This is a genomic window from Bradyrhizobium sp. 87, from assembly GCF_023073015.1.
Taxonomy (GTDB): domain Bacteria; phylum Pseudomonadota; class Alphaproteobacteria; order Rhizobiales; family Xanthobacteraceae; genus Bradyrhizobium; species Bradyrhizobium canariense_D.
In genome coordinates this window covers 157,349-171,648 of the sequence record NZ_JADPIQ010000075.1, presented here as the reverse complement: position 1 = coordinate 171,648, position 14,300 = coordinate 157,349, and the positions used below count along the sequence as shown (strand labels likewise).

12 protein-coding genes and 1 pseudogene are annotated in these 14,300 nt (G+C 65.0%); 5 read left to right on the top strand and 8 right to left on the bottom strand.

Features of this window, described 5'->3' with window-relative positions:
• Nucleotides 1-71: 71 nt before the first annotated feature.
• Entirely contained in the window at nt 72-2,180 is a 2,109-nt protein-coding gene (recG, locus tag IVB50_RS17440) for an ATP-dependent DNA helicase RecG (RefSeq protein ID WP_247296674.1), read from the top strand.
• On the opposite strand, the gene panE is transcribed toward recG, so the two are convergent.
• The 3 genes and pseudogenes from panE to IVB50_RS17425 form a co-directional block, all read right to left on the bottom strand.
• Complete coding sequence (panE, locus tag IVB50_RS17435; RefSeq protein WP_018457936.1) at nt 2,177-3,106, bottom strand: 2-dehydropantoate 2-reductase; 930 nt, start codon at nt 3,104-3,106, stop codon at nt 2,177-2,179. The two genes, recG and panE, sit on opposite strands and share 4 nt — an antisense overlap.
• 66 nt (nt 3,107-3,172) lie before the next feature.
• A pseudogene (locus IVB50_RS17430) lies at nt 3,173-4,002 on the bottom strand (helix-turn-helix transcriptional regulator).
• A gap of 105 nt (nt 4,003-4,107) precedes the next feature.
• A complete protein-coding gene (locus IVB50_RS17425; protein WP_247296670.1) occupies nt 4,108-4,497 on the bottom strand; it encodes a nuclear transport factor 2 family protein in 390 nt (129 codons plus the stop codon).
• A 178-nt stretch (nt 4,498-4,675) separates the two neighbouring features.
• Between IVB50_RS17425 and IVB50_RS17420 the strand changes: the two genes are divergently transcribed.
• Nucleotides 4,676-5,191, top strand: coding sequence for an adenylate kinase (locus tag IVB50_RS17420; RefSeq protein WP_018457939.1), 516 nt, complete (start codon nt 4,676-4,678; stop codon nt 5,189-5,191).
• A gap of 28 nt (nt 5,192-5,219) precedes the next feature.
• On the opposite strand, the gene IVB50_RS17415 is transcribed toward IVB50_RS17420, so the two are convergent.
• From IVB50_RS17415 to glmS, 3 genes are all read right to left on the bottom strand, one after another.
• Nucleotides 5,220-6,077, bottom strand: coding sequence for an NAD(P)-dependent oxidoreductase (locus IVB50_RS17415; protein WP_085353114.1), 858 nt, complete (start codon nt 6,075-6,077; stop codon nt 5,220-5,222).
• Between the two features lie 104 nt (nt 6,078-6,181).
• A complete protein-coding gene (locus tag IVB50_RS17410; protein WP_018457941.1) occupies nt 6,182-6,955 on the bottom strand; it encodes a DUF502 domain-containing protein in 774 nt (257 codons plus the stop codon).
• Between the two features lie 89 nt (nt 6,956-7,044).
• Nucleotides 7,045-8,871 (bottom strand): glutamine--fructose-6-phosphate transaminase (isomerizing), encoded by a 1,827-nt coding sequence (gene glmS, locus IVB50_RS17405; protein WP_247296667.1) that lies wholly within the window; start codon nt 8,869-8,871, stop codon nt 7,045-7,047.
• Between the two features lie 220 nt (nt 8,872-9,091).
• Here glmS and IVB50_RS17400 point away from each other — a divergent pair, with 220 nt between their 5' ends.
• On the top strand, nt 9,092-9,310 hold the full coding sequence (locus IVB50_RS17400) for a hypothetical protein (RefSeq protein WP_018457943.1): 219 nt from the start codon (nt 9,092-9,094) through the stop codon (nt 9,308-9,310).
• A 6-nt stretch (nt 9,311-9,316) separates the two neighbouring features.
• On the opposite strand, the gene glmU is transcribed toward IVB50_RS17400, so the two are convergent.
• On the bottom strand, nt 9,317-10,672 hold the full coding sequence (gene glmU / locus IVB50_RS17395) for a bifunctional UDP-N-acetylglucosamine diphosphorylase/glucosamine-1-phosphate N-acetyltransferase GlmU (protein WP_247296665.1): 1,356 nt from the start codon (nt 10,670-10,672) through the stop codon (nt 9,317-9,319).
• Nucleotides 10,673-10,846: 174 nt separating this feature from the next.
• Between glmU and IVB50_RS17390 the strand changes: the two genes are divergently transcribed.
• Nucleotides 10,847-12,235, top strand: a complete 1,389-nt coding sequence (locus IVB50_RS17390) for a hypothetical protein (RefSeq protein ID WP_247296663.1) — start codon at nt 10,847-10,849, stop codon at nt 12,233-12,235.
• 110 nt (nt 12,236-12,345) lie between these two features.
• Complete coding sequence (locus tag IVB50_RS17385; RefSeq protein ID WP_018457946.1) at nt 12,346-12,726, top strand: hypothetical protein; 381 nt, start codon at nt 12,346-12,348, stop codon at nt 12,724-12,726.
• On the opposite strand, the gene IVB50_RS17380 is transcribed toward IVB50_RS17385, so the two are convergent.
• Entirely contained in the window at nt 12,686-14,245 is a 1,560-nt protein-coding gene (locus IVB50_RS17380) for a beta-(1-6) glucans synthase (RefSeq protein WP_247296662.1), read from the bottom strand. The two genes, IVB50_RS17385 and IVB50_RS17380, sit on opposite strands and share 41 nt — an antisense overlap.
• Between the last annotated feature and the right edge of the window lie 55 nt (nt 14,246-14,300).

Genomic DNA, 14,300 nt, shown 5'->3' with positions numbered 1-14,300 from the left:
GCACGAAAAAACACGTGGATGCCGGGCATAAAGCCGGGCATGACGAGCGAAAACGGTCCTAGATTCGCCTGATGCGCCCCAGCCTGCTCAACCCGCTGTTTGCCCCCGTGACCAGCCTCTCCGGCGTCGGTCCGAAGCAGGACAAGCTGCTGCAATATCTGCTCAGCCGCAATGAGACGCCGCGGCTGGTCGATCTGTTGCTGCATTTGCCCAGCCAGGTGATCGACCGTCGCGCCCGGCCGAAGATCCGCGACGCCGTGCAGGGAACCATGGTGACGCTGGAGGTCACGGTCGACCGCCACCGCCCGCCCCCGCCGCGCAATGCGCGCGCGCCCTACCTCGTCTACGCCAGCGACGACACCGGCGACGTCGTGCTGACGTTCTTCCGCGCAAAGCCCGGCTATGTCGAGAAGCTGCTGCCGATCGGCGAGAAGCGCTTCGTCTCCGGCACGCTCCAGATGTACGACGCCATCCCGCAGATCGTGCATCCCGACCGGGTGCTGGACGAGGAGGCGATTTCCAAACTCTCCGGCATCGATCCCGTCTATCCCTTGACCGAAGGCCTTGCGCTCGGCTCGCTGCGCCGCGCGGTCGCGCAGGCGCTGCAGAAGCTACCGGCGCTGCCGGAATGGATCAGCCCGGAGGTGCTGCGCCGCTGCGGCTTCCCACCGATCGCCGAGGCGCTCACCCGCGTGCACCAGCCGGTCGAGCTCACCGACATTCTGCCCGACCAGCCGTTCTGGTCGCGCCTCGCCTTCGACGAACTCCTGGCCGGGCAACTTGCGCTTGCCCTGATCCGCGCCCAATTGCGACGCCCGGCCGGTGCGCGCAACGCCGGTGACGGGCACCTCCGCAACAAAATCATCGATGCCCTGCCCTATGCGCTGACAACCTCCCAGCGCGACGCAGCAGCCGCCATCGCCAATGATCTACAACAGCCGGTGCGCATGTTGCGCCTGCTCCAGGGCGACGTCGGCTCCGGCAAGACCGTGGTCGCGCTGCTGGCCGCCGCTGCCGTCACTGAGGTCGGCAAGCAGGCCGCCTTGATGGCGCCGACCGAAATTCTGGCTCGTCAGCATATCAAGACCATCGCGCCGCTCGCCGAGCGCGCGGGCATGCGGGTCGCGATCCTCACCGGCCGCGAAAAGGGCAAGGAGCGGCGTGACCTGCTGGCACAACTCGAAGCCGGCGAGATCGACCTGCTCGTCGGCACCCATGCGCTGATCCAGGACGACGTGATCTTTAGCGATCTCGCCCTCGCCGTCGTCGACGAGCAGCATCGTTTTGGCGTGCGCGAGCGGCTGGCGCTGACGTCAAAGGGCGAGGCCGTCGACGTGCTGGTGCTGAGCGCCACGCCGATTCCGCGCACGCTGGTGCTGACCTTTTTCGGCGACATGGACATCAGCGAGCTCAGGGAGAAGCCGGCCGGCCGCCAGCCGATCGAAACTCGCACCATATCGATGAGCCGCCTCGGCGAGGTCACCGACAGCATCGGCCGCGCGCTCGAATCCGGCAAGCTGGTCTACTGGATCTGCCCGCTGGTCGAGGAATCCGAGGCCGAGGGTACCGAGCACCTGACCAATGCGACCAGGCGCTTCGAAACCCTGCAAAAACGTTTCGGCGACCGTGTCGGCCTCGTCCACGGCCAGATGAAGGGCACCGAGAAGGACCGCGTCATGGGCCAGTTCGCCGCCCACGAGATCGGTCTGCTGGTCGCGACCACCGTGGTCGAGGTCGGTGTCGACGTGCCGGCGGCAACCATCATGGTGATCGAGAACGCCGAACGCTTTGGCCTCGCCCAGCTTCATCAATTGCGCGGCCGCATCGGGCGCGGCTCGGAGGCCTCGACCTGTCTGCTGCTCTACTCCGAGCCGCTCGGCGAGATGTCGAAAGCACGGCTGAAGGTGATCCGCGAGACCACCGACGGCTTTCGGATCGCCGAGGAAGATCTGAAGCTGCGCGGCGAAGGCGATGTGCTCGGCGTGCGCCAGAGCGGCCTGCCCGGCTACCGCATCGCCCGCTCGGAGGTGCACGGCCAGCTCATCACGCAGGCCCGCGACGAGGCGCTGCGCATCCTGAAGGACGATCCAAAACTCAAGGGCGAGCGCGGCGAGGCACTGCGCTGCCTGCTGTATCTGTATGAGCGGGATGAAGCGATCCCGCTGATCGGAGCGGGTTAGCTGGCCGCTCGTTGCCGCCCGATCTCATAAGCCGCCACATGCGCCCGGGCGAGATCCAGCAGGGGCGTGTCGATGCCGAGTGCACGGGCCCGGTTGGCCATATCGCCGAGGATATGCTCCGCCTCGGTGACCGAGCCGCGCTCGATATCACGCAGCATCGAGGCCTTGAGCGGGGAATCCGGGGTCGTGAACAGCTTCCGGTCAAACTCGATGAAAGGCGCTCGCGGCTCAAAACCCGAGGCCGTGGCGACGGCGCAGCATTCGGCAAACAGGCGGAAGATGGATTGCTCGCCGTTCGGAACGGCCAGAATGTCTCCGATGCTTGCACGCATCAGGCAGGTGATGCCGGCGAGCGTCGAGAGCTGGACGAATTTCTCCCACATGTCCTGCATGATCGCTTCGCTGGCGCGCACGTCGATACCGGGCACGTGCAGCAGCGTCTCCAGGGCGAGCACACGCTCGCTCAACGACCCCCCGATTTCGCCGAAGACGATGGTCTGATTGGCCATGAACTGAACGACGCGGCCATCCGCATCGAGCCCGGCACTGACGTTCGCGAGCCCGCCGAGAACCTGAGCGGCGCCGAACCGCGCCGTCAGGGCGTCGACATGTTTCAGCCCGTTGAGGATCGGCAAAATCATCGTGTGGGCGCCAACGGCCGGGGCAAACTGGGCCATCGCATCGTCGAGCGAGTAGGATTTCACCCCGACGAGCACGACGTCGAACGTTTCCTTGAGGTCGTTGGCCAGGATGATCTTCGGCTGCACGGCGAAATCGCCCTGCGGGCTCACGACCTGCAATCCATTCCGCCGCAATTGCTCCGCACGCCCGGCCCGCACCAGAAAGTTCACGTCGCCGCCGGCTCGGACCAGGCGCGCTCCGTAGTAGCCTCCGAGCGCTCCCGCGCCGATCACAAGCACTCTCATTCGAACTCCCATTGCGGAGTGACCGCTTTCGCAGAAACAATAACAGATGAGCCTCGCGACGTCTCCTCAACCGGCGTGCGCGCGCAAGAACCTGCCGTGCTCGGCTTCGGTCCCCTCGTTGGCGGGGAACATGCACTCGAGCCGCAGCTCCTCCGCCGTCACCGTCTGCGGCGTTCCAACCGTCGTGATCAGGGAGAAGTAGTCCAGCGTCACACCGTCCTTGACGAAGGACAACGGGATCATCGGAATCGCATCGGATGCCGACGGCGCACGCCATTCCGGCTTCACCCCGGGGTATTGCGACAGCTCCTCCAGCAACGCCTTCGTCCTGATGTCAACCACGTGTCCGACTGCCTCGCGATACACCCGCGCCAGCAGCCCGCGTGCGGTCTGCGGCAGTTCGCGATAAAAGGGCGCACGCCCTCCGGATCGAACATAAGATGCAGCAGGTTTCGTGGCGCCGGCCGTGCGGACATGTCGATGAAGCAATTGAACAGAAGCGGCGCGGCCTCATTGGTCATCAGCACGTTCCAGTACCGGTCCATGACGATGGCGGGAAACGGCTCGTGCTGACGCAGCATGCGTTGCAGGGCACGGTTGATGCTCGTCATGCCGGGCGCCTCGAGCGCGGGCTCGGAATAGGACGGCGCATAGCCGGCGGCCAGCAGCAGCTCGTTGCGTTCGCGCAAGGGCACGTCGAGGGCTTGCGCAAGGTCGAGCAGCATCTGGCGGCTCGGAACGCTGCGGCCGCTCTCGACGAAGCTGATGTGCTTCTGCGAGACGCCGGCGTCGAAGGACAGGTCGAGCTGCGTCTTGCCGCGAATGTCCCGCCATTGACGCAGCAGCGCGCCCGCGGAACTGGCGCGCGTCTTGAGGGCACTGGCCGTCGCTTTCATGGCCGACTGATCCTTCCTGTCGATGTGCGGCATCGTCAACGCGCATCGGCGGCGGTACGTCGGCTTGTCCGAGGCACCACCGCCGATGGTAGCAGGTTCTGGCGATCAACCGAAGGCGACCGGCCCCACGGCACCGACCCAATGCCGTACCTTGGTGTCGTTCCTCTCGTCCATGTAGAAGAAGTGCGTCATGGTGGGATGAACCGTCTTCATTGAGGGATCATCGGGTGTCATGTCCACGACACCCCGAAACACCTTCAGCGAGCCCGCGTCCCAATATTCGGTGACGTGATGGAGCGCGGTGAATCCGGTGTCGATGAAGGCCTTCAGATTGCCGCGGATCGCCTCGCGCCCCTTCCAATCGGCGACGCCGAGGTTGCAAACGGCATCTTCCGTAAAACAGTCGAAGCCTGGTCCGAAGGTCTTGTTGTCGATCTCCCGCCACATGTCGAGCAGCCATTGCGGCGGCTCCTTCTTCGTAAACACGACTTGCATAGCTCTCTCCTCATGCACCGACACACACGCGACAGGAGGCTTGATGGAATGCTTCCTGTCGGGTGAATGAACCGGGACAGTAGCCAGGCTGCAGATGGGCTCAATTACATGCCAGGTAATAAGGCGCGTTCGGAGGCCTCCTCTTTCCCTTCGCCCGACTTTATGGAACCCTACGACGATGCGCCGGATCATCGTTGTAGGCTGTCAGGGTAGCGGAAAGACGAGCCTCTCCCGAAATCTCGGGCAAAAGCTCGCGCTGCCGGTGGTGCATCTCGACGTGCTCTACTGGCGGCCGGGATGGAAGCCATCCGACAAACCGAACTTCCGAGCACGGGTTACTGAGGCGATCGCGGGCGACGCATGGGTTGTCGACGGCAGCTTCTCGGGACTTGCCTTCGATCTCACGCTCGCGCGCGCCGATACGCTGGTCGTCATCGACCGCCCGCGCTGGCTCTGCCAGTGGCGCATTCTCCTGCGATCCGCCTTCGATCGCGACAAGGCCCGGCCTGATCTCCCGGAGGGGTGCCCCGAGCAGTTCGACTGGAAATTGATGCGCGAGGCGTGGCGCTACGACACCGAGCGCGCGCCTGTCATCGAGGCCGAGCGTATGCAGTATGGCGCTGACGTTCCGGTCGTGCGCTTGAGACGCGATCGAGACATCCAGGGGTTTCTGGATTCGCTGCACGGCACATGATGGATGGCGGTGACGTGAGACCGGACGATCAGGATTTCTTCTGCGCGATGCGCGCGGCGAATGCCTTCATCAGGTCGGTATCCGCCGCCTCGCCTTTCGCATCCTCGGCGAGGTGGTCGAACCAGCGCGCAAAGCCTTCGTAAACCTGGCTCGCCGGATGATCGGGGCCGAGGAAGCCGGAAATCTCCCGCATCTCCGCGACCCAGCGATAGGCTTTCGGAATCATGTCCGGCAACGCGACTTCGAGCCGGGCCAGAACCGCGGGCTGGCTGAGTGCGAGTTCGTCGCGCAGCGCATCCGCAGCCCCCGCTTTCGTTGCCGCGACCACCATCGCCGCGCCGATCCCGGCGAGGCCCTTGACGATCCCGGCATAGGACATTTTCAGCGCGGACGCGGCACCGACCGGCCCTTCGACGATCCGCACGTCGAGCCCGAAATCCTTCAGCACGGCGACATCCTTGGCGTGCTCGCCCGACATGTAGAAGGCCGGGCTCTTGCCACCGGGCTGGGGCGGGAACCCGATGATGCCGGCATCGACGAACGGCGCCTGTGCCGAGCCGATGATCTCCTCGATCCTCATCACGGTATCGACGTTGACGGCATTGCAATCGACCACGACCGGCTTCTTCTCGCGCCGGACGATCAGCCCGGCCAGCCGCTCGGCGAGCGCCACGGCTTCGCCCGGCGGCACGATCGACAGGATGATGTCGGCGTCCGCGATCGCGTCGTCCTCGGCGCCGATCATGCCGGCATCCGTGGCGCGTTTGCGCGTCGCTTCGCTCCGCCCTCTCAACGACGTCAGCACACGCGCACCGTGCTCGCCGAGACGGCGGGCCACGGCACTGCCCATGGCACCGGGCGCGAGGATCGCAATAGTTTTGGACATCGTGCACTCCAGATCGAAGCCCGAGCAACGCGCTCAGTTCAATCGGAGACTAGCAGAGGACGAGACGCCCGCGTGAACGGCGGCCATCCCGCAGGGGAATGGCCCTACTCCACCTTCGCAGGCTGGGGCTGCACCGCCGCCGAGGCGTTGGCAATACGCGCGGCATTCGCCATGCCCGCCAGCGCCGCTGCCTTCTTCGAATCGGGCGCTGAGCCCGGCTGCACGACGCCGGCCGACATGATCAGCGTCGCGGCATCCTCGGTGCTCATGTCGACCTCGACGATCTTGCTCTTGGGCACATAGAAGAAGAAGCCGGTCGTCGGGTTCGGCGAGCACGGCAGGAACACCGAGACGTGCTCCTCCTGACCCGGCAGGCTGCGGGAGACGTCCTCGTTCGGCGCTTGCGAGATCAGCACGATCGACCACATGCCCGGCGAAGGAAACTCAACCAGGCCGACTTTGCGGAAGCTCGAGCCCTTGCCCGAGAACAGCGTCTCGAACACCTGCTTCAGGCCGCGGTAGATGGCGCGTACCGCCGGGATGCGGCCGAGGAAGGTCTCGCCGACATCGACCAGTGTCCGGCCGATCAAATTGGCCGCAAGGAAGCCGACCAGCGTCAACGTGAAGAATGCGACGATCAGCCCCCAGCCGGGAATGACATAGGGCAGATAAGTCTCGGGCCGATAGGCCAGCGGCACGAACGGCCGCACCACGCCATCGACCCAGGTGACGAACCACCAGACCAGATACAGCGTGATCGCAATCGGCCCCGTCACGATGAGGCCGGTGAGGAAATAGTTACGGAAGCGGCCGATCAGGCCGGTATGCGGCTCGGGCACGGCATCAAGAGGCGCAGGCGCGTCGTCACGGGGGTTCATTCGGGTTCCAAGTCAGTCGCTTCGTCCAAGCTAGGGTCTTCTAGCAGGTTTTGGAAGACCACGAAGCGTCCCGCACTCGACCCCTCTGCCTATTCCACCGTCACGGATTTCGCGAGATTGCGCGGCTGGTCGACATCGGTCCCCATGATGACCGCCGTATGATAGGCGAGCAGCTGAACCGGGACCGCATAGACCATCGGCGTGAACGCCGCCGCCATATCGGGCATGACGATGGTGACGAGGGACTCGACGGTTGCCTCCTGCGCGCCTTTGGCGTCGGTCATCAGGATGATCTTGCCGCCGCGAGCGGCGACCTCCTGCATGTTGGAGACGGTCTTTTCGAACACCCGGTCGTAGGGCGCGATGACGACGACAGGCATGGTCTCGTCGATCAGCGCGATCGGGCCGTGCTTGAGCTCGCCGGCGGCATAGCCCTCGGCGTGGATGTAGGAGATCTCCTTCAGCTTCAACGCCCCTTCGAGGGCGAGCGGGAAGCTGGTGCCGCGACCGAGATAGAGCACGTCGCGAGATTTCGCGATCTCGCGCGCGAGCTTCTCGATCTGGAGCTCGGTGGTGAGCGCATCCGACATCAAACGCGGGATTTCGACGAGCCCGTGAACGAGCTTGGTCTCGTCCTCGTCGGTCAGTTCGCCGCGGGCCTTGCCGGCCGCGATCGCAAGATTTGCCAGCACCATGAGCTGGCAGGTGAACGCCTTGGTCGAGGCGACGCCGATCTCTGGGCCGGCCAGCGTTTGCAGCACGGTCTCGCTTTCGCGCGCGATCGTCGAGGTCGGCACGTTGACGACGGCCACCGTGTGCACGCCTTGGGCCTTGGCGTAGCGCAGCGCGGCCAAGGTGTCGGCGGTCTCGCCCGACTGCGAGATGAAGATGGCGAGATCACCCTTGCGCAAGGGCGCCTCGCGGTAGCGGAATTCGGAGGCGACATCGACCTCGACCGGCACGCGCGCGAAACGCTCGAACCAGTATTTTGCGACGAAGCCGGCGTAGCTCGCAGTGCCGCAAGCCGTGATGTTGATGCGCTGGATGTTCTTGAAGTCGAACGGCAGCTTGACCGGCAGCGAGACCCGCTCGGTCGCCATGTCGACATAGCGTGCCAGCGTGTGGCCGACCACTTCCGGCTGCTCGTGGATCTCCTTGGCCATGAAGTGGCGGTAATTGGCCTTGTCGACCAGCGAGGTCGAGGCCGCGTGCTTGGTCTTCTCGCGCTGGACGGCATGGCCGTCCTTGTCGAAGATCGAAGCGCTTGTATGGGTCAGCACGACCCAGTCGCCGTCCTCGAGATAGCTGATCGTGTCGGTGAACGGCCCGAGCGCGATGGCGTCGGAGCCGAGATACATCTCGCCGTCACCATAGCCGATCGCGAGCGGCGGACCGTTGCGCGCGCCGATCATCAAATCGTCCTCGCCCGCGAAGATGAAGCCGAGTGCGAACGCGCCGCGCAGCCGCGCCAGCGTCAATTTCACCGCTTCCACCGGCTTGTTGCCGCGCGTGAGCAGGTCGTCGACGAGATGCAGCACGATCTCGGTGTCGGTCTGGGTGTGGAACACCGTGCCTTTCTTTTCGAGCTCCTCGCGCAGCTCGCGGAAATTCTCGATGATGCCGTTGTGAACGACGGCGACACGCTCGGTCGCGTGCGGGTGCGCATTGTTCACGGTCGGCTTTCCGTGGGTGGCCCAGCGGGTGTGACCGATTCCGGTCGTGCCCTTGAGCGGCTCGGCCTCCAGCCGCTTCTCCAGATTCTTCAGCTTGCCCTCGGCGCGGCGGCGCTCGAGATGCTTGCCCTCGAGCGTGGCGACGCCCGCGGAATCATAGCCGCGATATTCAAGACGTTTGAGCGAATCCACCAATTGCTCTGCAACCGGCTGGCGCCCGAGAATGCCGACAATCCCGCACATGCCGATCAATATCCCCCAAATCGTCGAAAAATCGCCTAAACGACCAGCTCGGTTTTTAGCGAAGTTCCTAAGGAACCAGATACTCAATAATTATTGCTGATTGAGACAGCACCGACGGCGACCGAGCCTCGCCTGCGTCGAACTGGCTGGGCCTTAAACCGCGCGCGTTAACTTGTTGTCAACAAATTTGGCCAACCCTTGCGTACCAAGGAGAGAGGCCATGAAAGGCTCATCCAACCGCAAAGGCCTGTCATCGATGGCGGTGCGCGCCAGCGAGACCACCGGCACGCACCTCGCGCATTGGCCGCCGCCCCAGCGCGGCAAGGAAAGCAAGCCCGTCTTCATCAAGCATGTCGCGGGCGAGCCGGCGAAGCGTGCCAAGCCGCGCGGCTGGCGCCTGACGCGCGCGATCTTCTCCGAATTCGCCGACGACGAATAGCGGCGTTCATTTCTCCGGCTTCTTGCCACCCGTCTTCAGCTCGCGATAGCGCACCGCCCCACCTTCGCGGATGGTCTGCGGGCTCCGCTCCAGCGCCATGGCGTCATCAGGCACGTCGCGCGTGATCACGGAGCCCGAGCCGATATAGGCGCCGTTGCCGATTGTCACCGGTGCGACCAGCGAGGAGTTGGTGCCGACGAAGGCGCCCTGCCCGATGATCGTCTTGTGCTTCTTGAACCCATCGTAGTTGCAGGTGATGGTGCCGGCGCCGATGTTGGAATTGGCGCCGATGGTGGCATCGCCGATGTAGGAGAGATGGTTGACCTTGACGCCGGCCTCCAGCGTCGCGGCCTTGGTCTCCACAAAATTGCCGATGCGCGCGCCGTCGCCGAGCGAGGTGCCGGGCCGCAGCCGCGCATAGGGGCCGATGGAGACCTTCTTGCCGAGCTTGGTCTCGACGATATGCGAGAAGGAATGGACCACCGTGCCGTCGCCGATCGAAACGCCGGGGCCGATCACCACGAAGGGCTCGATCGTCACGTCCTTGCCGAATACGGTATCCGCGGCGAGATAGACGGTTTCGGGCGCGATCAGCGTGACGCCGGACTCCATCGCCACTTTCCGCAACCGCGCCTGCATCACGCCTTCAGCCTCGGCGAGCTGCGCCTTGGTGTTGATGCCGCGCACTTCGTCCTCGCTGGTTTCGATCACCACGGCATCCCATCCCTGTTCGCTGATAATGCCGACCGCGTCGGTCAGATAATACTCGCCCTTGGAATTCGCATTGCCGATCTTGTCGAGGATCGCGAGCGCGCGGCGGCCGTCGATCGCCATAACCCCGGCATTGCACAGGTCGATCTTGCGCTCCTCGGCGCTGGCATCGGCCTGCTCGCGGATCGCGACCAGGCGGTCGCCCTCGACGATGAAGCGGCCATAGCCGGTGGGATCGGCGGCGCGGAAGCCGAGTGCGGCAATTGCGGCGCCTTTGGCCAGCGGCGCGCGCAGCCGCGCAAAGGTCTCGGCCGAGATCAGCGGCGTGTCGCCGAACGCAATCAGCAGATCATCCACGCCCCGCGCAATGGCATCACGCGCCGCCAGCACCGCATGTGCGGTGCCGAGCCGTTCCTGTTGCATGAAGGTGAGCGCGTCGGGACGGATGCGCCTTGCTTCGTCCGCCACCGCCTGATGATCGGGTCCGATCACGACCGCGAGCGAGGTGCCGGTTCCCTTGGGCGCCGCGGCGAGCACGTGGGCGAGCAGGCTCTGGTGCGCGACAGGATGCAGCACTTTCGGCAGGTGTGAGCGCATACGCGTGCCTTCGCCGGCGGCGAGCACGATCGTGAGGCTGGAACGGGCGGTCATCGCAATCCTGTCAATCGGCCGAATCAATCGGCGCCAGCGGGCGACGGGCCGCCCTCATCAGCTATCGCCTTGCTACCCCCGCAAACGCCCGGAGTTCAAGTGCGACACGCTTTTCCTGTTAATGTTCCCTGATTGATTCGGGGAAGCCGGACAGGGGTTGGGCACTTAACGTTCATGGCAAAGGATTCCGACCCACTGGCGGATGCCTTCGGCGCCAAGGAGACCGGCGGGCTGTTCTCCGGACTTGTGGCCGAGGAGAGTTCGTTCGATCGCGGCATGATGTGGCGGCTGGGCTCATGGGGCGTGGCGGCCGTCGCCGCCGTGGTGCTTGCCGTGTTCGCCAACCAGGCCCAACTCGGCTGGCGGCGCGACCAGGTCGCATCCGCCGATCTCGCGCGCCAGGCCGACCGGCTCCAGATCCTGACCAAGGAGAGCCAGAACGAGGCCCGCCGGCTCGCCTCCGCCATCGAGACGCTGAACACCGATCGCGACCGGCTCTATTCGCGCGTCACCGTGCTGGAGCAAGGGCTCGATTCCGTGACCGGCGCCATCGCCAAGCAGACGACAACGCCGCCGCAGGCGTCCGTTGCGAAGCCGCAGGACGCGCCGGCCTTGATCGGCCCGCCGGCGCCCGGCATCGCGCAGGTCGCCTCGACACCGGCTCCGGCCAACGACAAGCCGCGCGCCGAGGCCGCAAAGGAGCCGTGGAGTCCGCCGCCGCAGAGCGCGGCCGCGGCCTCGCTGGTCGCGCAGTCGCCGGCGACGAATTCGGCACTGCCGATGCTTCCGTTGGTCCCATCCAAATCGATCATGGCGCCGCCCGATCCGGCCGCCCCGAAACTGGTTCAGCCCGAGGCCGCAGAGAAGGCGACCGAGAAGGCTGCCGAGACGAAGCCAGAACCGGCGCCCGCTCCGATCGAAGTCGCCGCGGCACCTGCCAAGCCGCCGGAGGCCGCCGAAAGCGAGGCTCCCGCGATCGCGGTCCAGCAGACGCGCTTTGCGATTGATCTCGGTGGCGCCAACTCGCTCGATGGCCTGCGCGCGCTGTGGCGCGGGGTCACCAAATCCAATCCCGAAATCGCAGCGCTGCGGCCGATCATCATGATCAAGGAAGGCAACACCGGCCTTGGCATGCAGATCCGCCTCGGCGCCGGTCCGCTGATCAATGCAGCGGCTGCAGCAAAACTCTGCGCCGGCCTCGCCGAGAACGACCGCCACTGCGAGACCACCGTGTTCGACGGCCAGCGGCTGTCAATGCGCGGCGGCCAAGAGAAGAAGCAGGACAAGACCCAAGACAAGACCCAAGACAAGACCCAAGACAAGACCCAAGACAGGGTTCAGGAGAAGGACTCCGACAAGCCCCAGGACTCGGTGCCGCAAGCCGAGACCGCCCCAGCGCCCGCGCCGGCCGCCAAGCCCGACAAGCGTCGCCGCAGCTATTCCTCAAAACGCTCATCGAAGCGCGAGGAGCCCGCGCCTGCTCCTGCGGCGCAGCCGGCCGCACAGCCGAAGCCCGAGACGGCGTCGGCGGGATCAACGCTGTCGTCGTTCTTCAGAAGGTAGCTTACCTCGCGGCAATTCATCAGCGTAATGGGTGAAGGATCTCACGCAGGTCGCGAGAAACTTGCGCCTCCCCTGTTGCCCCGTTCCACCATCCCGACCATATTGCCGCCATGACAAAAAAGCCCTTCCGCCTCACGCCCTACCAGGTGCAGTTCCTAATCGTCGTCGGCTTCGCCAGCGTCGGCTATGCGCTCTATCTGCGCTATCTCGGAATCGAAAACTCGCAGGTCGGTCTCGCCTGCGACGCCGGGCTTCAGACCCTGGTCTGCAAGGCGCGCTCGGTCTCGACCGTGCTGTTCAAGAATTCGGTGTTCGGCATCGTCGCGCTGGTGGTGGCAACGCTGAACCTGATGCGGCCGTCCATCGTGCTGCTCACCGCCGGCATCATCGCCGCGGGCCTTGGCATCGTGCTCTACAATGTCGTGCTGTCGGGCCTGGCGATCGGCCTGCTCATTCTTGGATTTGCTCGGCCCGCGCCCGCCACAGCGTGAGCGCGAACAAGAGATAGATCGCGCAGGTCCACAGCGACTGCCAATTGTCGCGGCCCTCGTTGAACAGCACATAGGCCGCCGACAGCGTCAGCACGCCGGCGAAGACCGATTCCGCGATCGGACGCTGGCCGATCTGCGGCCGGTTCAGCATCAACAGCGCAAACGGCACAACCGCCATCGTCAGCGCGGCGTAAGGGAAATCCTTGTAGCGCGGGTCGAACACGAATCCGAGCGCGGTCTGCGCCGCGATGACCGCCGTCACTGCCAGCGTCAAGCCGAGCACGGCGGTGAGCTTCGACCATTTCCGGCCCTCGCGCGGACCAAGCAGATCGAGGAAGGTCGGAAGGCTGCGGCCGATCACCATCGCCTGCGCGCAGAAGATCGGCGACAGGATGCCAGCCGCGAGCAGCGCGCCCCACAGCAGCCAGCCGCCGATGCCGTAGCTCTCGTAGTACATCTTGTCGGCGCCGATCCCGAGCAGAATGCCGGCCGAGGTTGCCGAGATCGCCACGCCGAGCCAGGACGAGAAGCGCGGCGTCCAGGGTCTGCGCCGCAACGTCAGGCCCGCGACCGCGAACACCAGCACGGAGAGGCCCATGCCGGCGGCCATGTACCATTTCCAGTACGGGAAATTGCTGATCGGCTCGCCCGGCGGATATTTCAGGCTCCGGCGCACCGAGTCATAGAGGCCCCAATAGCCGCCGACGGTGCCTTCCAGTTTGCGCTTCCACGGCTGGTCGTAGGACTCGATCAGATTGACGCGGAATTTCTGCGCTTTCGCCAGACTCAGGATCTCCGAGACCACGCGCGCCTGGTTGGTGCGCGACGGCAGCGCGCCATCTCGCATGCGCCCTTCGCTCGGCCAGCCGGTTTCGCCGATCAAAATCTCCTTGCCGGGAAATGCGACCGCCATGCGCTCGCGGATCTGTTCGACATGGGAGGCGGCGAACTCGGCCCGCACCGGATTGTCTTCCCAATAGGGCAGGATGTGGATCGTGACGAAGTCGACGGCGTCATAGATCTCGCGATTCCTGAGCCAGAACTCCCAGACATCGGCATAGGTGACGGGCACGCTGACCTGCGCCTTCACCGAGCGGATGATGGAGACGAGGTCCGCGGTCGTCATCTCGCCGCGCAGCAGCACTTCGTTGCCGACGATGATGCTGGTGATGATCCCGGGGAAATCCTTGGAAAGGCGAATGGCGAGCGCGGCCTGCTCGAAATTCTTGGTGCGGTTGCTGGAGAGCCAGATGCCCTGGAGCACCTTCAGCCCGCCGATCCGGGCCGCGATCGCCGGCACCTGGTCGAGCCCGTTCTCCATCGAATAGGTGCGGACGCAGTCGGTGATCTCCTTGAGCTGGCGCAGGTCCTGCTCGATCTGATCGGCCTCGATATGAGTCCATGCGTTCAGCGGCGACTGCTCGCCGCGGAACGGCGCGTAGGAGACGCATTGGACCTTGTCGGCGGGATCGATCGGGGCGCGCGCGAGCGAGATCGGCGTGGCAAGCCACCACCACACGGCAGCGATCGCACCCAATGAAACGAGCAGAAGCGCCAGTGGCGTACGAAGAGAA

Excerpts from the sequence above, each read along its gene's own strand:
- recG (WP_247296674.1), top strand. The coding sequence starts at position 72 with ATGCGCCCCAGCCTGCTCAACCCGCTGTTTGCCCCCGTGACCAGCCTC.
- panE (WP_018457936.1), bottom strand. The coding sequence starts at position 3,106 with ATGAGAGTGCTTGTGATCGGCGCGGGAGCGCTCGGAGGCTACTACGGA.
- IVB50_RS17425 (WP_247296670.1), bottom strand. The coding sequence starts at position 4,497 with ATGCAAGTCGTGTTTACGAAGAAGGAGCCGCCGCAATGGCTGCTCGAC.
- IVB50_RS17420 (WP_018457939.1), top strand. The coding sequence starts at position 4,676 with ATGCGCCGGATCATCGTTGTAGGCTGTCAGGGTAGCGGAAAGACGAGC.
- IVB50_RS17415 (WP_085353114.1), bottom strand. The coding sequence starts at position 6,077 with ATGTCCAAAACTATTGCGATCCTCGCGCCCGGTGCCATGGGCAGTGCC.
- IVB50_RS17410 (WP_018457941.1), bottom strand. The coding sequence starts at position 6,955 with ATGAACCCCCGTGACGACGCGCCTGCGCCTCTTGATGCCGTGCCCGAG.
- glmS (WP_247296667.1), bottom strand. The coding sequence starts at position 8,871 with ATGTGCGGGATTGTCGGCATTCTCGGGCGCCAGCCGGTTGCAGAGCAA.
- IVB50_RS17400 (WP_018457943.1), top strand. The coding sequence starts at position 9,092 with ATGAAAGGCTCATCCAACCGCAAAGGCCTGTCATCGATGGCGGTGCGC.
- glmU (WP_247296665.1), bottom strand. The coding sequence starts at position 10,672 with ATGACCGCCCGTTCCAGCCTCACGATCGTGCTCGCCGCCGGCGAAGGC.
- IVB50_RS17390 (WP_247296663.1), top strand. The coding sequence starts at position 10,847 with ATGGCAAAGGATTCCGACCCACTGGCGGATGCCTTCGGCGCCAAGGAG.
- IVB50_RS17385 (WP_018457946.1), top strand. The coding sequence starts at position 12,346 with ATGACAAAAAAGCCCTTCCGCCTCACGCCCTACCAGGTGCAGTTCCTA.